Annotated in this window: 19 protein-coding genes; 12 read left to right on the top strand and 7 right to left on the bottom strand. The window is 64.7% G+C overall.

Annotation, left to right across the window (positions count from 1 at the left end; translation table 11 throughout):
- The 6 genes from gcvT to E8F06_RS22930 form a co-directional block, all read left to right on the top strand.
- On the top strand, positions 1–1,105 hold a 1,105-nt coding region (gene gcvT, locus E8F06_RS22955), incomplete at its 5' end, for a glycine cleavage system aminomethyltransferase GcvT (RefSeq protein WP_280371358.1).
- Positions 1,106–1,389: 284 nt separating this feature from the next.
- Positions 1,390–1,944, top strand: coding sequence for a hypothetical protein (locus E8F06_RS22950; RefSeq protein WP_280371356.1), 555 nt, complete (start codon positions 1,390–1,392; stop codon positions 1,942–1,944).
- 353 nt (positions 1,945–2,297) lie between these two features.
- On the top strand, positions 2,298–4,070 hold the full coding sequence (locus E8F06_RS22945) for a multicopper oxidase domain-containing protein (protein ID WP_280371354.1): 1,773 nt from the start codon (positions 2,298–2,300) through the stop codon (positions 4,068–4,070).
- Positions 4,071–4,089: 19 nt separating this feature from the next.
- On the top strand, positions 4,090–4,728 hold the full coding sequence (locus tag E8F06_RS22940) for an SCO family protein (RefSeq protein WP_280371352.1): 639 nt from the start codon (positions 4,090–4,092) through the stop codon (positions 4,726–4,728).
- Positions 4,729–4,832: 104 nt separating this feature from the next.
- Complete coding sequence (locus E8F06_RS22935) at positions 4,833–5,015, top strand: hypothetical protein (protein ID WP_280371350.1); 183 nt, start codon at positions 4,833–4,835, stop codon at positions 5,013–5,015.
- Between the two features lie 375 nt (positions 5,016–5,390).
- On the top strand, positions 5,391–5,762 hold the full coding sequence (locus E8F06_RS22930; protein ID WP_280371348.1) for a phage infection protein: 372 nt from the start codon (positions 5,391–5,393) through the stop codon (positions 5,760–5,762).
- A 219-nt stretch (positions 5,763–5,981) separates the two neighbouring features.
- On the opposite strand, the gene E8F06_RS22925 is transcribed toward E8F06_RS22930, so the two are convergent.
- From E8F06_RS22925 to E8F06_RS22915, 3 genes are all read right to left on the bottom strand, one after another.
- Positions 5,982–6,953: a GTP-binding protein gene (locus E8F06_RS22925; RefSeq protein WP_280371345.1), complete on the bottom strand. Its 972-nt coding sequence runs from the start codon at positions 6,951–6,953 to the stop codon at positions 5,982–5,984.
- A 23-nt stretch (positions 6,954–6,976) separates the two neighbouring features.
- On the bottom strand, positions 6,977–8,713 hold the full coding sequence (locus E8F06_RS22920; protein ID WP_280371334.1) for an amidohydrolase: 1,737 nt from the start codon (positions 8,711–8,713) through the stop codon (positions 6,977–6,979).
- 110 nt (positions 8,714–8,823) lie between these two features.
- Complete coding sequence (locus tag E8F06_RS22915; protein WP_280371332.1) at positions 8,824–10,407, bottom strand: amidohydrolase; 1,584 nt, start codon at positions 10,405–10,407, stop codon at positions 8,824–8,826.
- A gap of 153 nt (positions 10,408–10,560) precedes the next feature.
- Here E8F06_RS22915 and E8F06_RS22910 point away from each other — a divergent pair, with 153 nt between their 5' ends.
- The 5 genes from E8F06_RS22910 (at position 10,561) to E8F06_RS22890 (ending at position 15,698) form a co-directional block, all read left to right on the top strand.
- A complete protein-coding gene (locus E8F06_RS22910; RefSeq protein ID WP_280371330.1) occupies positions 10,561–11,466 on the top strand; it encodes a LysR substrate-binding domain-containing protein in 906 nt (301 codons plus the stop codon).
- A gap of 241 nt (positions 11,467–11,707) precedes the next feature.
- Positions 11,708–12,799: an ABC transporter ATP-binding protein gene (locus E8F06_RS22905; RefSeq protein WP_280371328.1), complete on the top strand. Its 1,092-nt coding sequence runs from the start codon at positions 11,708–11,710 to the stop codon at positions 12,797–12,799.
- Between the two features lie 84 nt (positions 12,800–12,883).
- Complete coding sequence (locus tag E8F06_RS22900) at positions 12,884–13,999, top strand: ABC transporter substrate-binding protein (RefSeq protein ID WP_280371326.1); 1,116 nt, start codon at positions 12,884–12,886, stop codon at positions 13,997–13,999.
- Between the two features lie 10 nt (positions 14,000–14,009).
- Positions 14,010–14,846: an ABC transporter permease gene (locus E8F06_RS22895; RefSeq protein WP_044874530.1), complete on the top strand. Its 837-nt coding sequence runs from the start codon at positions 14,010–14,012 to the stop codon at positions 14,844–14,846.
- 6 nt (positions 14,847–14,852) lie between these two features.
- Positions 14,853–15,698, top strand: coding sequence for an ABC transporter permease (locus E8F06_RS22890; RefSeq protein WP_190834021.1), 846 nt, complete (start codon positions 14,853–14,855; stop codon positions 15,696–15,698).
- A 645-nt stretch (positions 15,699–16,343) separates the two neighbouring features.
- On the opposite strand, the gene E8F06_RS22885 is transcribed toward E8F06_RS22890, so the two are convergent.
- Entirely contained in the window at positions 16,344–17,078 is a 735-nt protein-coding gene (locus E8F06_RS22885) for a class II aldolase/adducin family protein (protein WP_280371324.1), read from the bottom strand.
- Between the two features lie 114 nt (positions 17,079–17,192).
- Here E8F06_RS22885 and E8F06_RS22880 point away from each other — a divergent pair, with 114 nt between their 5' ends.
- A complete protein-coding gene (locus E8F06_RS22880; protein WP_280371323.1) occupies positions 17,193–18,077 on the top strand; it encodes a LysR substrate-binding domain-containing protein in 885 nt (294 codons plus the stop codon).
- Positions 18,078–18,196: 119 nt separating this feature from the next.
- On the opposite strand, the gene E8F06_RS22875 is transcribed toward E8F06_RS22880, so the two are convergent.
- From E8F06_RS22875 to ilvA, 3 genes are all read right to left on the bottom strand, one after another.
- Positions 18,197–19,225, bottom strand: coding sequence for a LacI family DNA-binding transcriptional regulator (locus tag E8F06_RS22875; RefSeq protein WP_280371321.1), 1,029 nt, complete (start codon positions 19,223–19,225; stop codon positions 18,197–18,199).
- A 178-nt stretch (positions 19,226–19,403) separates the two neighbouring features.
- Positions 19,404–21,014 (bottom strand): 5-guanidino-2-oxopentanoate decarboxylase, encoded by a 1,611-nt coding sequence (locus E8F06_RS22870; protein WP_280371320.1) that lies wholly within the window; start codon positions 21,012–21,014, stop codon positions 19,404–19,406.
- 241 nt (positions 21,015–21,255) lie between these two features.
- The gene (gene ilvA / locus E8F06_RS22865) at positions 21,256–22,833 is read right to left on the bottom strand and encodes a threonine ammonia-lyase, biosynthetic (RefSeq protein WP_280371318.1); all 1,578 of its coding nucleotides are present in this window, start codon (positions 22,831–22,833) and stop codon (positions 21,256–21,258) included.
- Positions 22,834–23,018: the final 185 nt, after the last annotated feature.

The raw sequence follows: 23,018 nt of genomic DNA, 5'->3' as shown, positions 1-23,018 counted from the left end.
CAAAACCCCGCTGCACGCCCTGCACCTCGAACTCGGCGCCCGCATGGTGCCCTTCGCCGGCTATGACATGCCGGTGCAGTACCCGCTCGGCGTGCTCAAGGAACACCTGCACACCCGCGAGCAGGCCGGCCTGTTCGACGTCTCGCACATGGGCCAGGTCCTCCTGCGTGGCGACAACGCCGCCCGCGCCCTGGAAAGCCTGGTGCCGGTGGACATCCTCGACCTGCCGCTGGGCACCCAGCGCTACGCGCTGTTCACCGATGAAAACGGCGGCATCCTCGACGACCTGATGGTCGCCCGCCTGGCGGACGACACCCTGTTCCTGGTGGTCAACGCCGCCTGCAAGGACCAGGACCTGGCGCACCTGCGCAAGCACCTCGGCGAGCAGTGCGAAATCGAGTCGCTGTTCGAGTCCCGTGCCCTGCTCGCGCTGCAAGGCCCGGCCGCCGCCGCAGTGCTCGGCCGCCTCGCCCCGGAAGTGCAGGCAATGACCTTCATGCAGTTCGCCAGCGTGAACCTGCAAGGTGTGGCCTGCTACGTCAGCCGCTCCGGCTACACCGGCGAAGACGGCTACGAGATCTCCGTCCCGGTGGCCCAGGCCGAAGCCCTGGCGCGCGCCCTGCTGGCCCAGCCGGAAGTCCAGCCGATCGGCCTCGGCGCGCGCGACTCGCTGCGCCTGGAAGCCGGCCTGTGCCTCTATGGCCACGACATGAGCACCGCCACCACGCCCATCGAGGCCAGCCTGGCCTGGGCCATTTCCAAGGCCCGCCGCGCCGATGGCCTGCGTGCCGGCAACTTCCCCGGCGCCGGCCAGGTCTTCGCCCAGCAGCGCGACGGCGTGCCGAGCAAGCGTGTCGGCCTGCTGCCACTGGAGCGTGTGCCGGTCCGCGAAGGTGCCGAGATCGTCGATGCCGAGGGCACGGTGATTGGCCGCGTCTCCAGCGGCGGCTTCGGCCCCAGCCTGGGTGCCCCGGTGGCCATGGGCTACGTGAACGCCAGCCACGCCGCCCTGGACAGCGAGGTCTGGGCCCTGGTGCGCGGCAAGCGCGTGGCGATGAAAGTCGCCAAGACCCCCTTCGTGCCGCAGCGTTACTACCGCGGCTGATACAGAGTCCCCTCGACTGCCCCGCCCCGGCGGGGCCTTGCAGGGTGAAGACGCAAGTCTTCACCCTTTTCTTTTTCTGGGAGGACAGCGTAACCGTGCAGCTGCTTCGGTGCGCGCGGCGCACCCTACCGGGCGATCGCGGAACTCAGCCAACTTAAAGAAGTAACTCTAACTCACTGAAATACAAAGCCTTCCCCTATTCATCTCAACGACACAATCCCGTCATCAGCCGGTCATCAGTCGCAGGCAGATTCTCTGCTCAACTTTCCTGGGGAGGACCTCCGATGAACCACAAGAAGAACCTGATCAAGCCCCTGGCCGCCGCGCTGCTGGCCGCCATGCTCGGTGGCTGCGCCATGCAGGCCCCGGCTCCCGCCAAGCCGGTAGCCCTGGATAACGAAGACTGGTACCAGATCCGCACCGAGAAAGAACTCTTCGTCTTCGACGACTACGCCACCTACCGCGAGTACGTGAAGAGCGGCACCACGCCGGTCAAGCACAGCGTCGGCAAGAAAGACGGCTTCGGCCGCGATATCGTCCTGGTGCTCAAGTCCGCTGACCAGGGCAAGGACGTGAAGGCCCTGTCCGCCCAGCGCTTCCTCGACATCAGCATGCCGCCGGCACAGCCCTTCTACGGCGAGCTGCGCGACGAAGAAGGCATCATCTACGTGTTCAGCCGTTACGGCGACATGATGGACATGTATCGCATCGGCGAACCCACCTTCAGCTACGTCGACATCGGCGGGGGCCCGGACGGCCAGCGCGTGGTCTACGTCCTGACCAAGGAAGAGCCGAAGCCGGTGAAGCAGATCGCCCTGTTCCACGACAAGTACAAGTGATTCCCCGGAGGCGGCCGGATTCCCCATCTTTCCGGCCGCCTTCACCCCCTCCAACCGCTCTACCGCCTGCCCTCCTTTCCCTGCCGCCCGTCTTCGTGACACATCCCGAAACACTCAGCGCCGCGCCTAGAGCCAGAAGCGACTGACCAGGGCTTTCGGCATTTTTTTGGCTTTTCGCCAATTGCACTCACTAAATGAGAAGTCTTTAGTCGGCTTATTGGCGCTTTGGCCGCGCGAGCCAATAACTGGCGGCCTGCACCTTCGCGTGAACGTATGGGGACAACGAGCCCTGGAGCACTGCATCCAGGACAGGACGTTGGCGCGAGTTCGCTGTGGGGAGGTGGAGTACATCCATGAAAGGCAAGAACCCTCGAACCGCCAAGAACAAGAAAGACAGGCAGGTAGATACCGCGCGCCGGAGCTTCCTCAAGCTTTCGGCCGCCGCCGTGGCCACGCCTGCGCTGCTACGCGCTCCGGCCAGCCATGCCACGGTGCCCATACTGCCCCCAAGCCCGGCAACCACACCCTGGGTAATGGAGCTGCCCACGCAGATAACACCCGCTACCAGCGTCGCCTATCTGTCCCCCGCGCCCACCGAACTGGCCAATGTGGCCGGCGGCGAGGCCGGACGTGGCCGCCACCAGCGCTGGGCACAGTTCCGTCCCAATGCCGAGTACTACGAGCTACGGGCAAAGGAACACAACTGGGTATTCAACCCGGCTTACCCGCAGCAGAAAATCTGGAGCTACCGCGCCGCCAACACACCGGCCAATGAATTCAGCGCCACGGTCATGACCCACTATGGCCACCCGATGATCTGCCGCATCCACAATGAGCTACCGGCCAATCACACCGGTTTCGGCACACCGGAAATCTCCACCCACCTGCACAACTTGCACGATGGTTCGGAGAGCGACGGCTTCCCCGGCGACTACTACAGCAGGACCAAGGCCGGCCCTAACCTGACCGCCCCGGGCCGCTTCAAGGACCATCTGTATCCCAACGTCTATGCCGGGTTCGAGGACCTGCAGAACAACGTCGGCGACTATCGCGAGGCGCTGGGGACGCTCTTCTACCACGACCACACACTGGACTTCACATCACCCAACCTCTATCGCGGACTGGTGGGGTTCTACCTGCTCTACGACCACCTGGACTCCGGCAACGAAGCCGACTCGAACCCGAGTGCGCTGCGCTTGCCAAGCCATCCCTACGACTACCCGCTGGTGTTCAACGATCGCCGTTTCGACGCCGCCGGCAAGCTCTTCTACGACGAGATCAACCCCGAGGGCGTGCTGGGTGACAAGGTGCTGGTCAACGGGATGATCGAGCCAGTGCTCAAGGTGGCCGCGCGCCGCTATCGCTTCCGGATGCTCAACGGGGGACCGGGCCGGTTCTACAACCTCGCGCTGGTGAATCCCAACAACGTGCGGCAGAACTTCACCTATATCGGCAACGACGGAAACCTGCTGCCCAAGCCCCTGCTCAACCAGCAGAGCGTGACCATCGGGATGGCCGAACGCGCCGACATAGTGGTGGATTTCTCCAAGTACCTGGTGGGCACCACGCTCTATCTGGTCAACCGCATGCGCCAGGAAGAAACCCGTCGTCCCAAGGACATCAAGGAACCCGGCGTGCGCGTGCTGAAGATAGTGGTGGACCGCTGGCCCAGCGCCCAGGACCTCAGCCAGGTGCCGGCCAACCTGCGCCCGCTGCCCCCGATAGATCCGGCGGTGGTCGCGAGCGCGCCGGTGCGCCGCTTCGTCTTCGAGCGCTCCAACAACATGTGGGCCATCAATGGCCAGTTCGTGAACGTCAACGCCCCGCGCTTCAAGGTGCCCAAGGGGCGCTACGAAATCTGGGAGCTGATGAACATCGACAACGGCTGGTCGCACCCCATCCATATCCACCTGGAGGAAGGCCGCATCCTCGCGCGCATCAAGAATGGCGTTTCGATCCCCATCCCCGCCCATGAACAGGGGCGCAAGGACGTGTACGTGATCAACGAGGCCGAAACCGTGCGCGTGCTCATCCGCTTCCGCGACTACGTCGGCAAGTACGTGATGCACTGCCACAACCTGATCCACGAAGACCACGCGATGATGCTGCGCTTCGACGTCGAATGACGCCGGCCGGAGGTATGCCATGAATACACGCAGAAACCTGATCGGCGGCCTCGGTGCCGGCGTACTGGGGCTGGCCGCCCTGGGTTCGCTGGGCGCCGCCGCGGAACGCCGGCCGAACGTTCACCAGGGCGATGACAGGTTCCCCAACCCCACGCTCCTCACCCATCTGGGCAGAAAGGTCCGCTTCTACGACGACCTGCTGCGCGGCAAGGTGGTAGTCCTGAACATGATGTACGCAAGCTGCGGCCGCAATTGCCCGACCGCCACCGCCAACCTGCGCAAGGTGCAGCGGATGCTCGGCGAGCGCGTGGGAAGGGACATCTTCATGTACTCCATCACCCTGCAGCCGGAACTGGACCAGCCCCGCCACCTGCTGGAGTACGTCGACAAGTTCGATATCGGCCCCGGCTGGGAATACCTCACCGGCGATCCGCAGGACATTCTCGATCTGCGCTATGCCCTCGGCTTCTATGACGTGGACCCGCTGGTGGACGGCAACCAGCTCACCCATACCGGCATGGTGCGGATCGGCAACGAGCCCATCGGCCGCTGGACCATGTCGCCGGCACTGACCGACCCCGAGCACATCCTGGCGGCGATCAACCACGTGGACCATCGCGTCCGGCTCACCGGATGGCAGATGGAGCAGCCCAGTTGAACCGATGCCCGTGGGCCCGCCCAGGGGCCGGCCTGCGGGCAGTTGGTGTATGATGCGCGCCTCCGGCCCGCTAGCGGGCCAAGCCCGCACAGAGCAGAAGCACCATGAACAGCGAAGACCTCGACCAGGCCGAAGCCCAGCCCCAGGAAACCGCGGCCACTCCGGACGCGCCCGCCAAGCCGAAGAAGCCGAACATCCCTTACCACCAGACCCTGAAGGGGCATGATCGCGGTTCGCGCCTGCATCCGCCGCCCCGCGGCTCCCGCCGCTCCATGGGCAAGCGCTGATTTCCAGCGACATCGCCATTGGCAAGCCGGAGCGAGTGCATTCGCTCCGGCTTGCAGCTGAGTTCCCCTCCCTCCTCCCCTGAATCACGCCAGCAGCCGCTCTGGAATGGGCCATCCAGGCCAGTTTCCAGCCTCTGCCTGGGAGCGATTCGATCTTTACATCGATAGATTCGATTATTCCAGCTCCAGGGAAAAGCCTTTCCAGGTGGCGTAACAGCGTTAAAAACACCCACTTAACTCTTTGTTTTTATTAGCACACATATAACTATCACTGACGTCGATGGTAACCATCACGCAGCATCACTTCTTCATCGAAATCACATCAGTAACATGGGCCCCGTAGACCAATTCCAACCCTCACCGAGGTGCCCGAAAATGAAAAAGCAAATCCTTGCCAGCCTGTTCATCGCCAGCCTGTCCGCTTCCGCTTTCGCCCTGTCCGTCGCTGAGGGTGGCGCCGATCGCACCAGCATCTACCGCGTAGCCGAAGGCGGCGCCGACCGCACCAGCATCCACCGCGTAGCCGAAGGCGGCGCTGACCGTACCGGTGCCAACCGTATCGCTGAAGGCGGTGCCGACCGTACTGGTGCCAACCGTGTCGCTGAAGGTGGTGCTAACCGTACTGGCGCCAACCGTATCGCCGAAGGTGGTGCCGACCGCATCGCTGAAGGTGGTGCCGACCGCACTGGCGCCAACCGTATCGCTGAAGGCGGTGCTGACCGTACCGGTGCCAACCGCATCAGCTGATCCCGGAGCACCGTTCAGAGGCAGGCAATCACGATGTATGCAACCCCTCGAAAGGCAGAAGGCGCCACTTGTGGCGCCTTCTTCATTTTTGCGGAACGAAAAACCGATCTACCTGTGGGGGCGATTTCAATCGCTAAGGGCGGCGCGGCTGCCCCATCCTACGTCGCCGCGGTGGCCTCCGGTCCGCCTAGCGAATGAATTCGCCCCCACAACCAAGCCTCAGGCCACGCACTTCTCGAAGGTCGCTTGCATCTTGGCCGCATCGATGGTCCCGCGCCGGCCGATGAAGATCAGTTGGGTTTGCGGCGTTCGGCCATCCCAGCCCTCTTCCGGCCTGATTTCACTGCGACTGCCCACCAGATGCAGGATGCAACGCTTACCCACTGCTTCAGCTATCTGGCAAACGCCCTTGGCGCGGTAGATATCGGCTGGCAGGGTCGCCAGCGCCTGGCGCAGGGCTTTCAGGGATAGCGGACGCTCACTGGAAAAACTCCAGGTCTCGAAGATCGCCGAATGATCTTCCTCCTTCACCGACGCTAACACCGGCGCCGCCGCCATGGTCGCCGGCCGCAAGCTCCAGCCGGACTTGAAGCGACCGACGCCCAGCACCAGTTCCAGCGGAACCTCGCCGTATTCGCACTCCAGCAACCGCGCGTTGGGATAGAGCCAGCGTGCCTTGAGGGCATCGAGCTGGTCGCGGCTAACCCGATCCACCTTGTTCAGCACGATGATGTCAGCCACATCCAGTTGTTCCATCGCCAGCTGCGCCATCTCCCCATCCAGCCGCTCGAACTGCTCGGCATCCACCACCGTGAGGATGCTGTCGATGGCCAGCGCGTCGCGGAATTGCGGATAGCGCAGGGTGTTGGCGATCTTCGCCGGATTCGACACCCCGCTCGCCTCGATCACGATGTACTCGGGTCGATTGGCGCGATCATCCAGCAGGCGGCCGAGCTGTTCGATCAGGTCGCTCTCGACGGTGCAGCAGATGCAACCGTTGGCCAAGCTCACCGTGGTCTGGGTCTGGCTGACGATCAATTGGCTGTCGATATTGATGGCGCCGAAGTCGTTGACCATCACCGCCATGCGCAGGCCGTGGTCGCTGTTGAGGATCCGGTTCAGCAAGGTGGTCTTGCCGGCGCCGAGAAAGCCCGACACCAGGGTCACGGGAATGGGGGCGAGTCTGCTCATGGGCATGTTTCCTGGTGGCTGGATCAGAAGTTCGGCAGTTCGCCCTGCCAGACGGCGGCATGCTCGGTGCCGTCGAACTCGCCATGGCGGTCCCAGGTCACCTCGCCTTCCAGCAGGGTCAGCTGCACCTGGGTGTCGTGGATGTTGCCCTTGGGCGCCACGTCGAAGAGGTTGCGGTCGAGCACGATGAGGTCAGCGGACTTGCCGACTTCGATGGAACCGGCCTTGTCCTCGATACCCATGCACCAGGCGCCATTGAGGGTCATCACGCGGATGGCCTGCTCCAGGCTGATGGGGTTGCCGTAGAAGCAGCCTTCCTCGTCGCCGAAGGGGTTCTCGCGGGTGACCATCGCCTCGAAGCCGATCCAGGGGTTGATGCTGGACACCGGCCAGTCGGTGCCCATCACCGCTACACCGCCGTGCTCCAGCACGCCCTTGAAGTTGTAGGCGCGCTGCATGCGGTCCTCGCCAAAGACGGCGCGGGCATAGGCGAAGGACGACGGGAACCAGCCCACCGGGGAGAATTCGGCGGTGACGTTCAGTTCGGCGAAGCGCGGCAGGTTGCCGTCCAGCAGCGTGGTGCTGTGGGCGCACTGGTGGCGCACGCCGCTGTAGCCGTTGCGACGGCGGGCCTCGGCCACGGCATCGAGGAACAGGTCGGAGGCGCCATCGCCGGTGCAGTGGGCGATCACGCGGATGCCCCTGCGGTCCATGTCCACCACCATGTCGGTGATGTGCTCGGGAGTCAGGTTGAGGTGACCACGCCAGCTGGCCTCACCCGGCCAGGCGCTGGACAGGTAGGACGAACGGGATTCGTGGGTGCCGTCGAAGTGGAACTTCACCGCGTTGGCGTTGAGGCGGGCGCTGCGGTAGTAGTGCCGCTCGCCGGCCAGCAGTTCCCAGCGGCGCTTCACCGGGAAGATGTCGTCCTGCCAACTGATGGCGGCTTCCACCCGTACCGAGAGTTCGCCGGCCTGGTCGATGGACTTCAGCGCGTTCAGACGGTGTTCGCAGACGTGCACGTACTTGGTGCCCACCACGCCGTGGCCGCTCTGGAACCACACGCCCTCGCGGTAAGCGCGCTTCAGTGCGTGCTGCGGGGTCGGCGGCATGGCCGCGTGCATCAGCGCATAGGCGCCGTCCACCAGGATGCCGGTGGGCTCGCCGGTGACGCTGTCGCGCTCGATGTAGCCGTGGCGCGGGTCCATGGTGTCCGCATCGATGCCAGCCAGCTCCAGCGCACGGGAGTTGACCATCATGCAGCCCCAGGAGCGGTCGAGGATGGCCACCGGACGGTCCGGCAGGACGCTGTCCAGCCAGTAGCGGTCCGGTACCAGGCCAGCCTGCTTGAAGGTGTAGCGCACGAAGTACTGGCCGTAGACCCAGCCATCGCCGGGATGGGCGGCTGCATAGTCGAGGATGGCCTGCCTGACCTGCTCCGGCGTCGGGTCTTCCACTCCCACTTCCAGATAGCCCGCGTAGCCGGGGGCCAGCTTCAGGTCCGGGTGCGTGTGCATGTCGTAGAGGCCCGGCATGGCGAAGCGCCCTTTCAGGTCCAGCACGCGGGTACGGGGACCGATCAGGCTCTCCATGTCTCCGTTGCCACCGACTGCAACGAAGCGCCCTCCGCGAATGGCCACGGCTTCGGCCCAGGGGTTGGCGGCATCCACGGTGTAGATGCGGCCATTGGTCAACACCAGGTCGGCGGCGCCGGACGGACCGGGGACATTGCTGGAGCGGTAGTCGGTGGAGTTACCCATGGCGGTGACACCTTCTTCGAATTGATCGCGGGCTTGACGCCCGTCTTGGCAGAGTCAGTCGTGAATCGCTGGAAAGGTTGGAAAAGCGGGTCGAGTGGCCCGCCTCGGGCTCATTCGTCGTCGCGAGCCGGAATCCACCATTCCTCACCGCGCACGGTGCGGATGTACTCCGGCCAGCGGTAGCGATGAGGTGCCTGGAAGTCCTTCGGCAGCAGCGGCGCCTGCCAGCGGCTGCCACCGATGCCGCCGCCGGTGCGCTCGACGAACTCGGCGCGGGCGGCAGCCAGCAGCTCGGGACGGGTGAGTAGGTCCACCAGGGTCGCGGCGATAGTCTTGGCCGCCACCTGGATCATCGGATCGATGGCCTGGCGAATGCCGCCCAGGGCGTTGGCGACCCAGTCCGGATAGGTGTAGCCAGCCGGCGCCGAGAGCATCGGTCGCGCCACCAGCAGGCGCACGGTCGGGCAGTGCCAGGTGTATTCCGGGTAGTCGTCGGAGGTCAGGTGCTTCTGCCAGGCCGGCATCTGCAGGCGCATCTGGCGTTCGCACTCCTGCGGCTCGATCAGTTCTTCGGTGGCCGGCAGGAAGGGTTTCTCCATCGGCTCCAGGCCCAGGTTGGCCTGGATTTCCTGGGCGATTTCGATGGCCTCAAAGCCCCAGCGCGGCGCGCCGACCAGGGCCAGGTTGTCGTAGGTAGCCTGCGCCATCACGTGGTTGGGCAAGCCACCACGGGACTTGCACACCCAGGTCTTCTTCCATTGGCAGCCGGTGGCCAGGGCGGCGGCCGCGGCGTTGTTGTCCATCACCTGGGCGATGGTCTCGGCCTGCTCGATGGAGTCGCAGCGCAGCAGGTACTGGATCTGCGAAATGTGCGGCGGCAGGTTGTCGGCGGTCGCCTGGCCGGCAGTGAGAATGGCCTCGTTATAGCTCCACAGGCCGGTGAACGGCAGCGTGGAACGGCGCAAGCTTTCGTTCAGGGTGTAGAAGTGCACCAGCGCATCGTTGGCGCCCGGTGCGCGGGCGGCCAGGTGGTTCTGCGGGATCGGGCTGTATTTGTCCGAGGCGATCCAGTTCTGCGGTTCATCGCAGGTGAAGGTGTAGATGTACGCGTAGGCGATGCCGCAGTGGGTATCCCAGGTGGTGGTGTTGTTCAGCGGCAGCATGTAGGTGGGGTGGAAGCTGATGGCCGCGTCGAGGTCATCGTAGTACCCCTTGGCCGCGTGCACCGGCTTGGAGGCGCGCAGTTTTTCCGCCGGTTCGCCGAAGAACTTCAGGGTGCCCTGGATGCCGTGTTCGAGCATCGCTGCCTTGGCCGCCAGCAGACCACCGAGGGCGCTGATGCCCAGTGCCGAATGCGGGTCGGTATGACCGGGAGCGAAGCGCGACAGGCCTTCACGCGGCATCTTTCGGGTCGCCGCCGCCTGGCAGTTGCCGGGTACCGCGTCGTATTCGCCGTAGGTCGCCACGACCGGGCCTTCGCCATTCTTGAAAGTGGCGCAGAAGGCCGTGGGCATGCCACCGCTGCCCTCCTCCACTTCGAACCCTTCCTTGCGCAGCAGCTCCACGTACCAGGCACAGGACTTGTACTCACGGAACGCGGGTTCGGCGTAATGCCAGATCACCTGGTGCCAGTCCGACAGGGTCTTGTGCTGCTGCTCCACCCAGTCCAGGGCGAATTGCTTGGGCTCGTGCATGAAAGGGATTCCTTGATGGGGTGACAAGGCCCGTCCGCGCAGGTCGGCCAGCGGCGGGCTGGCCTTAGTATTGTTGAGTGGAGCAATACAACAATCGATTTATTTCGCCACTAATGTTTAGATATTTTCACCTCATACCCGCCGGAGCCCTCCATGCGCTTCCCCTCGATGACCGCGCTGCGTGCCCTGGACGCCGTCGCCCGCCTGGGCAGCGTGTCCGCCGCCGCCCATGAGCTCAACCTGACCCGCAGCGCCATCAGCCACCAGATCAGCAGCCTGGAGGAAAGCCTCGGATTCCCACTGACTGAGCGCATCGGGCGGGGCATCGGCCTCACCTATCGGGGCGAACGCTACGCCCGCGAAGTGCACCGCATCCTTTCCAACCTGGAAGAAGCCAGCCGCCGCCTGGATGACCAGGAAATCTCCGGACGCCTGAGCGTGAGCTGCAACCCCGGCTTCGCCACCTATTGGTTGTGCCACCACATCGGCGGTTTCCTGCGCGAGTACCCGCAGGTCCAACTGCAGCTGATCTCGCCGCGCACGCCGGATGATGTCAGCAACGCCAACGTCGACCTCTTCGTCGCCTATGGCATCGGCGACTGGCCCGACATGGCGGTGGAGCAGATCGTCGCCCTGCGCTTCTTCCCGGTGTGCAGCCCGCGTCTGATCAACGCTATGGGCGGCCTCAAGACCCCGCAGGAACTGGCCGGATTCCCGCTGCTGCACATGAGCGACTACAGCGACTGGCGGGTATGGCTCGCCGCCGCCGGGGCATCGAGCGTGGACGCCGGCACCGGTATCGTCTTCTCCGATGCCCACTGCGCGCAGTCCGCCTGTATCGCCGCCCAGGGAGTCGGCATGGGCGACAACCTGATCAGCGGCGACGCCCTGGCCCGCGGCCTGCTGGTGCGCCCCTTCGAAATCGCCATCGATTCCCATCGCGGCTACTACCTTGTGGCCGACCCGCAGAAGGCCGAACGCCCGGCCGTGCAGGCCTTCAGCAACTGGGTGAAGACGCAGCTGCAAGCCTCTACACAGATCTGGCACGAACACCGCTGAGCCTGCTTTTGTAGGAGCGAGCTTGCTCGCGAAGCCTCGGTGCTGGCCCGTTCGCGAGCAAGCTCGCTCCTACGGGAGGCGCCCTGTGAGCGGGAAATTTCGGGATCTTGAATGTCCAAAAAAACTAAACATTAAGGGAGAAATAATTCCATTGATGTAGCGCTCCCTTTGACAATAATGGCCAAAACGCCCAATCCGGGACCCATCCGCGAGTCCCAGCACAACAAGGGGAGTAACCAGCGTGCCAAGCAGTCAGGCCATCCAGCTCAGCGCCCAGGGGATCAGGAAGCAGTACGGACATTTCACCGCCCTGGACGGCATCGACCTGGACATCCGCCAGGGTGAGTTCCTCACCCTTCTCGGCCCGTCGGGTTCAGGCAAGACCACCCTCCTGATGATCCTCGCCGGTTTCCTCGAAGCCACCTCAGGCACGCTGATGGAGAACGGCGTCGACATCAGCCGCCGACCGGCGGAAAAGCGCAACTTCGGCATGGTATTCCAGGGCTACGCCCTGTTCCCCCACATGTCGGTGGAAGACAACGTCGCCTATCCGCTGCGCATCCGTGGCGTAAAGGCCGAGGAACGCCAGCGCCGGGTCAAGCACATCCTCGAAGTGGTGGGCCTGGGCGCCCACATGAAGAAGAAACCGGCCGAGCTTTCCGGTGGCCAGCAACAACGCGTCGCCATCGCCCGCGCCCTGGTCTTCGAGCCGGACCTGCTGCTGCTCGACGAACCCCTCTCGGCGCTGGACAAGAACCTGCGCGAACAACTCCAGGCCGAGCTGCAACGCATCCACCGCCAGGTCGGCACCAGCTTCGTCTTCGTCACCCATGACCAGGGCGAAGCGCTGGCCCTCTCCACCCGCATCGCCATCTTCAATCAGGGTCGCCTGGCCCAGGTCGACAGCCCGGAAGACATCTACGACCGGCCCAACAGCCGCTTCGTCGCCGAGTTCCTCGGCAAGATGAACCTCTTCCCCCTGGCCAACGTGACCCGCAACGGCAGCAACGCCAGCGGCCACTGCGGTGACAACCATCTGCATGCCGCCGCACCGCAGGCGCTGGGCGACCAGCCGAAGCTGCTGGCGGTTCGCCCCGAGCACATGGACCTGCACATCGAACGCCCCGATCTCTCCGGCCACAACATCGTCGCCGCACACCTCACCGAAAAGGTCTACCAGGGCGCCAGCACGCACCTCGCCCTGAAGCTGGGCCAGGACGCCCCGGCCATCAACCTGGCAGTACCCGGTAACCACCCCGGTGCCCAGTTGGCCAGCGGTACACCGGTATGGCTGAGCTGGCCGGTACAGCGCAGCTTCCTGCTGGATGCCTGAACCCGCGAAACCCATTAATTCGACTGCCTCCCTACAACAACAATCGGCCGCGCCCCATTGGGCGGGCCACGCGAGGAATTGCCCATGAGCCAGGAACATCAGCGCGACTGCATCGAAGTCCTCATCGAGAAGGCCCGTAACGGCCAGATCAACCGCCGTACCTTCATGCAGGCCATGGGCCTGCTGGCGGCCGCACCGCTGGCGATGCGCAGCGGCATCAGCTGGGCGGCCGACAGCAAGCCGCTGGTGGTGGTGAACTGGGGCGGCGACGCCCTGGACGCCTTCCGCCGCGCCTGGACCGACAGTTTCAGCAAGGCCACCGGCATCCAGGTGCGCATCGACGGCGCCGGCCCCACAGAAGGCGCCATCCGCTCGCAGCTGGCCAGCGGCAAGCCGAGCTGGGACGTGGTGGACGTGGACAGCTACAGCGCCATGACCCTCGGCCGCGACAAGATTCTCCAGCCGCTGGACTACAGCGTCATCCAGCGTGGCCAGGTCGCCCCCGGCTTGTCCCACGACCACGGCATCGCCGGCTACCTGTTCAGCTACGTGATGGCCTGGGACAGCGAGCAGTTCGGTGACCAGGGGCCGACCAGCTGGGCCGATTTCTGGAACGTGGAGAAATTCCCCGGCAAGCGCACCCTCTACAAGTGGATGAACGGCATGTTGGAAGCCGCCCTGCTGGCCGACGGCGTACCGGCCGAGCAGCTCTACCCGCTGGATGTCCCGCGCGCCCTGCGCAAGATCGACGAGCTCAAGCCCCACGTCCTGTCGTTCTGGAGTTCCGGTGCGGAAAGCCAGCAGCTGATGATCGAAGGCGAAGTCTCGATGGGCGCCATCTGGAGCACTCGCGCCAAGCTGCTCGCCGAAGACAGCGAAGGCCGCATCCGCTGGGGCTACGACAATGCCTTCCTCAATGCCAGCAGCTGGGCGGTGCTTTCGGACAACCCGGCCGGCAGCCAGGAAGCCATGCGTTTCATCCAACACGCCCTGCAGCCGGAAGGCCAGCTCAAGCTCTTCGAACTGCTGGGCAACGGCCCGTCCAACGGCGCCACCCAGAAGCTCATGAGTGCCGAGCAACGCGAGGCGGATTGCGCGTCCGAGGAGAACTTCAAAAAGCAGATCTTCCTCAACGTGGAGTGGTATGCCGACAACTACGCCACCACCCTGGAACAGTACCTGACCCACCTTTCCAAGTGAGCCGCCGCGCATGAGCACAACCCACTCCGCCAACCTGGAGCGCAGCCTGCTGCTGATCCCTCTGCCCCTGCTGCTGGTGGTCTTCTACCTGCTGCCGTTCCTCGGCGTGGTGGGTTGGAGCTTCACCCTGCCGGAGCCCGGCATCGAGCAGTACCAGCGCATCGCCACCGATCCCGCGATCCACGACATGCTCTGGCGCACCCTGCGCCTGTGCCTGACGGTCAGCACCCTGGCGCTGGTCATCGGCTACCTGCTGGCCTATTGCTGGGTGTTCAGCCCGCCGTTCTGGCAACGCATGGTGGAGATCTGCATCTTCATCCCGTTCTGGATTTCGGTACTGGTTCGGGCCTTCGGCTGGCTGATCGCCCTGCGCAGCAACGGTGTGCTGAACGGTGGCTTGATGGGCCTCGGCCTCATCGACTCGCCGCTGCAGCTGACCCGCAACGAGACAGGCGTGGTCATCGGCATGCTCCACTTCATGGTGCCGTACGCCCTGTTCCCGCTGCTTTCCAGCATGCGCCAGCTCGACCAGCGCGTGCTGCTGGCATCCCGCGGCCTCGGCGCAGGTGCCCTGCGCACCTTCTGGCAGGTGTTGCTGCCGCAGACCGTACCGGGCCTGCTGGGCGCCTTCATCATGGTCTTCGTGTTCTGCCTGGGCTTCTTCATCACGCCGGTACTGCTGGGCGGTGGCCAGACCGTAATGATCGCCGAGTACGTCTTCCTGCAGATGTTCCAGACCAGCAACTGGGGTCTGGGAGCCGCACTCAGCGTGGTGCTGCTGGCCCTGGTCAGCGCCCTGATCTGGCTGCTGCTGCGCATAACACGTGTCAACCGACTGGTGGGCTGATCGAACATGAATACTCATAAAACGGGCCTTTCCACCCGCCTGCTGGCTACCGTGGCCATGGCCTTCATGCTGTTTCCGCTGCTGACGGTCATTCCGGTTTCGTTCACCAGCAAGCGCTACCTGTCGATGCCCAACGGCAACTGGTCGCTGCGCCACTACGAAGCCCTGCTGGGCAACCCGGAGTGGATGGCGAGCATCCTCCAGAGCCTGGGAATCGCCTTCGCCACCAGCATCATCGCCACCGCCCTGGCGGTGAGCTTCAGCCTCGGCATCTGGTACCTGCGCTCGCGCCTGGCAACCGTGCTGATCGGCCTGGTGCTGCTGCCCATGGCGATTCCGCCGGTGATCTCGGCGCTGGTGCTCTACTTCATGGAAACCAACCTCGGCCGCATCGCTCCCGGCTTCGGCTACGACACCATTCCCGGCGTGATCATCGCCCACGTGGTGATGGTGGTGCCCTACGGCGTAGTGACCATGCTGGTAGCGCTCAGCCAGATCGACCGCCGCATCGAACTGGCCTCGCGCAACCTCGGCGCGAGCCTGATGCAGACCACCTTCCTGGTGGTGATGCCGAACCTCAAGCTGGGTATCGCCTCCACCGCCCTGCTCAGCTTTGCGCTGTCCTGGGAGGAAGTGGCGGTGACCCTGTTCATCACCAGCGTCGACGTCAACACCCTGCCCCGCCGCATCTGGGGCGGACTGCGGGACAACGTCGACCCGAGCGTGGCGGCCATCTCCGTGCTGCTGATCGGGGTGACGCTGCTGGTGCTCTGCGCGCGGCTACTGCTGCAGTACCTGGCAGAGCGCAAGGCCAGGGAGGCCACAACCAGGGCGGCGACCGCGCCGGCCTGATACGAAAAAGCCCGGGCCAATGCCCGGGCTTTTTTGTTGGGGATGAAAGGTTGTAAGTCTGTAGGGGCGATTTCAATCGCCAAGCGAACCGCAGGTTCGCCCTTCGGACTTTTCGGGGCAGCTGCGCCGCCCTTGGCGAATGAATTCGCCCCTACAAGGAGTGGATCTGGAAGGCGGAGCCGGCCTGACGGCCCCCTCACCCCCCCGGCCCCTCTCCCTGAAGAGGAGAGGGGTGACTCGCGCCGGCGACGCCATGCCACCCTGTGAGGCCGAACCCTGTAGGGGCGATTTCAATCGCCAAGCGAACCGCAGGTTCGCCCTTCAACCCCCGATGGGGCAGCTTCGCCGCCCTTGGCGAATGAATTCGCCCCTACAAGGAATCCAACCGTAGGAGCGAGCTTGCTCGCGAAACTGGCCTGCATCCGAGGGTCGGAGCCGGCCGGCTAGCTTCCTCACCCCCAGCCCCTCTCCCAAAGGGAGAGGGGTGACTCGCGCCGGATGCACGATGCAACCCGGCGATCTCCAAACCCTGTAGGGGCGATTTCAATCGCTAAGGGGAGCGCAGCTGCCCCACTGGCCCTCCAGGGGCGAACCTTCGGTCCGCTCAGCGAATATATTCGCCCCCACAAAGAGCAAAACCAGCCCTCAGCTGCGGAACGACGAATCAAGCCGATCCAGCCTGCGCAACTCCGCCTGCCAGACCAGGTCGACGCTCTCCAGGTGATAGCGCTCGTTGTTCAGCTGGCGCGCGGTGTATTCGCAGGCATCGTGGTCTGGCACGATCAGCGGCCGGCCCGCTTTCATCGCCTCCAGTTGAATCTCGCAAGCCTGGTTCAGGTAGTACATCAGGAAGTAGGCCTCGGCCACGCTGCGGCCGACGGTGAGCAGGCCGTGGTTGCGCAGGATCATTGCCTTGCTGTCGCCCAGGGCGGCGACGATGCGGGCACGGACTTCCAGGTCCAGCGGCACGCCTTCGTAGTCGTAGTAGGCCAGCCGGTTATAGAAGGTCATGTTGGTCTGGTTCAGCGGCAGCAGCCCTTCCTCCAGCGCCGCCACGGCCATGCCAGCCATGGTGTGGGTATGCATCACGCACACCGCGTCGTGGCGATTCATGTGGACGGCACTATGGATGGTGAAACCGGCCGGGTTCACGTCTGGCGAACCGGCTTCGAGCTTGTTGCCGTCGACGTCGATGGCCACCAGGTTGGAGGCGCTGACCTCCTCCGGACGCAGGCCGTACTGATTGATCAGGAAGGCCGGCTCATCCCCCGGCAGACGCACGGAAATGTGGGTGAAGACCTGATCGCTCCAGCCGTTGAGGTCCAGCAGGCGATAGGCAGCGGCAAGGTCGGTGCGCAGTTGTTGTTCTGTCGTGTTCATCGGTTCTCCCGCAGGCAAATGGCGTGGTCGAAAGCGGCCAGCCTAGGGCCGCTTGCTGGTCACGGGATATCGATTTATCTTCCGCAGATTCATTCCAAATCGTAATGAACTCCCATGCGCCGACAGCTGCCCAGCATGATCTCCCTCACCTGCTTCGCCGCCTTCGCCCGGCACATGAGCGTCACCCGCGCGGCAGAAGAACTCAGCCTCACCCAAAGTGCCGTGAGCCGACAGATCAAGAACCTTGAAGACCTGCTGGGACGCCCCCTGGTGGAGAAGGTGCGCCAACGCCTGCTGCTGACCGAATACGGCCGCCGCTACGTCGAGGAAATCAGCCCGCTGCTGGACCAATTGGAAGCCGCCACCCAGCGCATCAGCGCCACCAACTCGGGGCGCCTGCGGGTTGGCGCCGAACCCTCGCTCACCACTCGCTGGCTCTTGCCGAAACTGAAGGCCTACGGACAGTTGCACCCCGAAATCGAACTACAGGTGATGAACGACCTGCATAGGCTCTACGGGCTACTGGAGGGCTTCGACCTCGCTGTGCTGTTCGGCGACGGCCACTGGCCGGGGTTCGAGGCCACACGGCTGATGGGCGGGGAGATGGTGGCGGTCTGCACGGCGGAACTGCTCCAGCGTCACGGCCCGGTTATCGAGCGCCGGGACATCCTGCGCTACCCCCTGCTCCACCACAGCGCCCTGGCCGACCAGGGCAAGTCCTCCACCCAGATCTGGCTGCAGAGCGCTGGCCTGTCGCCCAGGGAAATCGACGCCCTCCCCGGCCAGCGCCTGGAGCATTTCCAGTTCGTGCTGGACGCCGCCTTGCACGGCCTCGGCATCACGGTACTGCCGCGCTACTTCGTGGCGCCTGAGGTGAAGGCCGGTCGGCTGGTGATCGCAAGCCAGGAGCCGCTCGAGTGTGGCGACTACTACCTGGTGGTGCCGGAGGGATGTCGGGATGCCAAGGTTCAGGCGTTCGCCGACTGGCTGTTGCGCTGACGCCCTGTGGGGGCGATTTCAATCGCTAAGCGGACCGCAGGTTCGCCCTTGAGACATACGGGGGCGGCTTCGCCACCCTAAGCGAATAAATTCGCCCCCACAGAAAGGCACTGCGCGCTTCAGCGACTCAGCGCTGTCGACTCCCTCGCAACCAGTTCGCTGCCCACGTCCACCAGGGCATCCCATTCGCCTTCGCCGCGAATACGCTGGCAGAGCAACTCCACGGTGGCATTGGCTACGCGCTCGGCGGGAATCCGCACGCTGGTAAGTGACGGCGTGGCCACTCGGGCGATGGGCAGGTCGCCGAAGCCGCAGATACCGAGTTCGTCCGGAACCCGGATGCCGAGGCGCTGGCAGGTGAAGATCGCGCCGATCGCCGGCATGTCGTTGGTGAAGAAGGCTCCGTCGCAGTCGACTTCGCCACGCGCGAAGCGCTGGATCACGTCCACGCCGTCATCGATATGCGGCACGGGCGAGGTGTTGAGACGCAGGGGTTCGATGCCCAGGCCATCGACCACGGCCTGGCGGAACCCGGCGAAGCGCAGGTTCTCCCGCTCGTCATCGAAGCCGAAGAACGCCGGCTTGCGATAACCACATTCCACCAGGTGGCGACCGGCCGCGGCACCCGCTGCCCAGTTGGAGAAGCCCACGACCTGCCCCACGGGCGTGCGCGGAGCGTCGCCTTCCGGCAGGTCCCAGAGCTCGATAAGCGGGATATCCGTGGATTGCAACAGCTCCAGTGTTTCGGGGGCGTGGTAGCCGTAGGCGAGGATCAGCCCGTCCAGCTGGCGCCCGAGAAAAGCACGCAGCAGCTTGCCTTCCTCTTCCTGGGAGAAGCGGGTTTCACCGATCAGCAGGTGGTAACCGGCTCGTGCCAGTCCTTGCTGGAGGATCTCGATGGTGGCCGCGAGGATGGGGTTGGTGATGGTGGTGATCAGCGCACCGATGATGCCGCTGCGGCGCGTGACCAGTTGGCTGGCCGCCAGGTTGGGGACGTAACCCAGTTCGCGAACCGCCTGCTCGACCTTCTCGCGAGTTCGCTGGGAAACCATGTCCGGCTTGCTCAGCGCCCGCGACACCGTCATGCCGGAAACCCCGGCCAATTGGGCGACGTCGTGCAGGGTGGCGGGTTTGTTCCTGGTCGACATCCTGGCCTCTGGCGCCGTTTTGGGGAGGCGCATTATCCCTGAACAGTCACGGGTGTGCGCAAATCGCTGTGGGGGCGAATTCATTCGCGAAGGGCAACGCAGTTGCCCTCCGGAATTCGAAGGGCGAACCTGCGGTCCGCTTAGCGATTGAAATCGCCCCCACAGAACCCCCGCTCCCTTATTGCAGGAACTCCGCGTGCTCCCACACCTCGATCACCGTCGGGCGGTCGGCCTTGGCGGCGGTCTTCAGCAGCTCGGCCAGGTGCTCCAGGTTCTCGGCCTTCTCGGCGTTGCAACCGAAGGCACGGGCCAGGCCCTGGAAGTCCGGGGTGTAGATGTCGACACCGATGGTGGGGATGTCGCGGTTTTTCATGTAACGCTTGATCTCGCCGTAACCGCTGTTGTTCCACAGCAGCACGATGATCGGCGCGCCGGCTTCCACGGCCGAGGCCAGTTCCGGCAGGGTGAACTGGATGCCACCGTCGCCGATCAGCGCGATCACTGGACGATCCGGCGCAGCCAGCTTGGCGCCGACAGCGGCCGGCAGGCCGTAGCCGAGAGTGCCGTAGCCGGTGGCGGAGTTGAACCAGCTGCGGGTGCGGGTGGCTTCGAACAGGTGGTTGCCGGAGTACACCGGCTGCGTCGAGTCACCCGCCACGATCAGGTCCGGCAGGGTCTGCTGCAGGGTCTCCAGGACCTTGCGCTGGCCGTTCCAGGTCTCCGGCCACTGGGCATCCAGCTCGGCACGCACGGCGGCGGCGCGCTGCGAGCCCACGCTGTCGGCATTGAAGGCCGCGGTCGCGCCCAGCGCATCAGCCAGGGCAGCCATGGCCTTGCGGGAGTCGCTGAGGATGGCGATATCGGCCGGGTAGTTGCGGTTCAGCTGCTCAGCGTCGATGTCGATGCGGATCAGTTGGCTCTCGATACGGAAATTGCCGTCGAACACCACGTCATAGTCGGTCTCGCCCAGCTCAGTGCCGATGGCCAGCACCACGTCCGACTCCAGCACCATCTTGCGCACCGGAACCCAGGCCTGGTTGCAGCCCAGGGCCAGCGGGTGGCCCTTGGGCAGCACGCCCTTGGCGTTGATGGTGTAGGCGGTGGGCGCGTCCAGGGCTTCCACCAGACGCTGGGCCTCGGCGCCGGCATCGGCACAGCCGCCACCCAGCAGTACCAGCGGACGCTTGGCGCCCTTGAGCATTTCGGCGGCACGCGCGATGGCGTCCGAGCAAGGGCCGGGACGGCTCGGCAGCGCGCCCAGCTTGCGGCGTACGTGATCGGCCGGCGCGGTGATCACGTCGATCGGAATCTCGATGTGTACCGGGCGCGGACGGGCGCCGTTGAATACGGCGAAGGCGCGGGTCAGTACGTCCGGCAGTTCGTCCGGGCGCATCAGGGTGTGGCTGAAGGCCGCAACGCCGGACACCAGGTTGCGTTGGGACGGCAGCTCGTGCAGGCGGCCGCCGCCCATGCCCAGTTGTTCGGTGTTGTTGACGCTGGAGATCACCAGCATGGGGATGGAGTCGGCGTAGGCCTGGCCCATGGCGGTGGTGATGTTGGTCATGCCCGGGCCGGTGATGATGAAGCACACGCCCGGCTTGCCGGAGACGCGGGCATAGCCGTCGGCCATAAAGCCCGCGCCCTGCTCGTGGCGCGGCGTTACGTGACGGATAGCGGTATTGGGCAGGCCGCGATACAGCTCTACCGTGTGCACGCCAGGGATACCGAACACGGTATCCACGCCAAAGCCTTCCAGCAGCTCAACCAGCAGTTCTCCGCAGGTCAACATGGGCAGTCCTCCAAAGGATTGATCAACGAATGGAGCGCACTCTAACACCAGATTGTTAGCGTTAACATCGCTTTTGTCGGAATTGTCTGACGAGGTCTTTCTGCTGAGAGGGGAACTGGGTTGTGGGGGCGAATTCATTCGCCAAGGGCAACGACGTTGCCCCCTTGAACATCTCAGGGCAGACCTGCGGCCTGCTTGGCGATTGAAATCGCCCCCACAGGGTGTGGAGGGCGACTGTGCGTCAGCCCAGGAACAGCTTGCAGGCCGGGTTGTCGCTTTCTTCCCAGTACGGATAACCGATCTCGTCCAGTGCCTCAAAGATCAGGTGGTTCTCATCCTCAGGCACTTGCAGCCCGGCCAGCACGCGACCGTCAGCGGCGCCGTGGTTGCGGTAGTGGAACAGGGTGATGTTCCAGCGCCCGCCCAGTTTGTTGAGGAAGTTGAACAGCGCCCCCGGACGCTCGGGGAACTCGAAGCGGAACAGCCGCTCTTCGCCAATGTACGCAGCGCGACCACCCACCATGTGGCGGATATGCACCTTGGCCAGCTCGTTCTCGGTCAGGTCGAGCACTGGGAAGCCCTGTTCTTGCAGGTTCTGCACCAGTGCCGCGCGCGGGTCGGTGAGCGGATGGGTCTGCACGCCGACGAAGATGTGTGCCTCGTCCCCCGAGTTGTAGCGGTAGTTGAACTCGGTGATCTGCCGCCGTCCGAGAGCCTCGCAGAACGCCTTGAAGGCGCCCGGACGCTCGGGCAGGGTCACGGCGATGATCGCCTCGCGCTTCTCCCCCAGTTCGGCGCGCTCGGCCACGTGGCGCAGGCGATCGAAGTTGATGTTGGCGCCGGAGTCGATGGCCACCAGGGTCTGGCCGCTGGCGCCGTCGCGCTCCACATACTTCTTGATCCCGGCCACGGCGAGCGCGCCGGCGGGTTCGGTGATGGAACGGGTGTCGTCGTAGATGTCCTTGATCGCCGCGCAGATTTCGTCCGCGCTCACCGTCAGCACTTCATCGACGAAATGCCGGCAGACCTCGAAGTTGTGCGCGCCGATCTGCGCCACCGCCACGCCATCGGCGAACAGCCCGACCTGCCCCAGCACCACGCGCTCACCAGCGGCCATCGCGGCCTGCAGACAGTTGGAGTCTTCTGGCTCGACGCCGATCACCTTCACGTCCGGGCGCAGGTACTTCACATAGGCGGCAATACCCGCGATCAGGCTGCCACCGCCCACCGGCACGAAGATGGCATCCAGGCGGCCGGCGTGCTGGCGGAGGATTTCCATCGCCACGGTACCCTGACCGGCGATCACGTCCGGGTCGTCGTAGGGCGGCACGAAGGTCAGGCCCTGCTCCGCTGCCAGCTTCAGGGCATGGGCCAGGGCGTCGGGGAAGGCATCGCCATGCAGCACCACCTTGCCACCGCGGGAACGCACGCCGTGGACCTTGAGCTCCGGGGTGGTGCGCGGCATCACGATGGTCGCTTCAATGCCCAGCTCCCGCGCCGCCAGTGCCAGCCCCTGGGCATGGTTGCCAGCCGACGCGGCGATCACGCCCCGCGCACGCTCTTCCGCGCTCAACTGCACCACGCGGTTGTAGGCGCCACGGATCTTGAAGGAGTAGACCGGCTGCAGGTCCTCGCGCTTGAGCAGCACCTGGTTGCCCAGGCGTTCGCTGAGCTGGCGCGCCGGCTGCAGGGGCGTCTCGATGGCCACGTCGTACACCGGCGCCGCGAGGATCTTGCGCACGTAGTGCTTGAGCAGCGCCTCGCGCTCATCCAGCGGGCGCTCGGTGAGGTGTCCGGTTTGGGAAGTGAAGGTGGTCATGCAGGGCTCCTGGTCTTGATTTCGGCGCCCAGGAGACAGAAGGAAAAAACCCGCCTCGAGGGCGGGTTTCTGTTTGGTCGTCGGCTAACCCGCCACTGCTGGAATGGCGGTAATAATCGCGGGGCCGGACAACCAAGGGGATTTAGTCATGGCGGGCAATCTAGAGGGCCATTGGCCTTCAGGTC

This window comes from Pseudomonas sp. BN411, assembly GCF_029871235.1.
In the GTDB taxonomy this organism is placed as follows: Bacteria; Pseudomonadota; Gammaproteobacteria; order Pseudomonadales; family Pseudomonadaceae; genus Metapseudomonas.
This window is presented reverse-complemented; position numbering and strand designations above follow the sequence as displayed.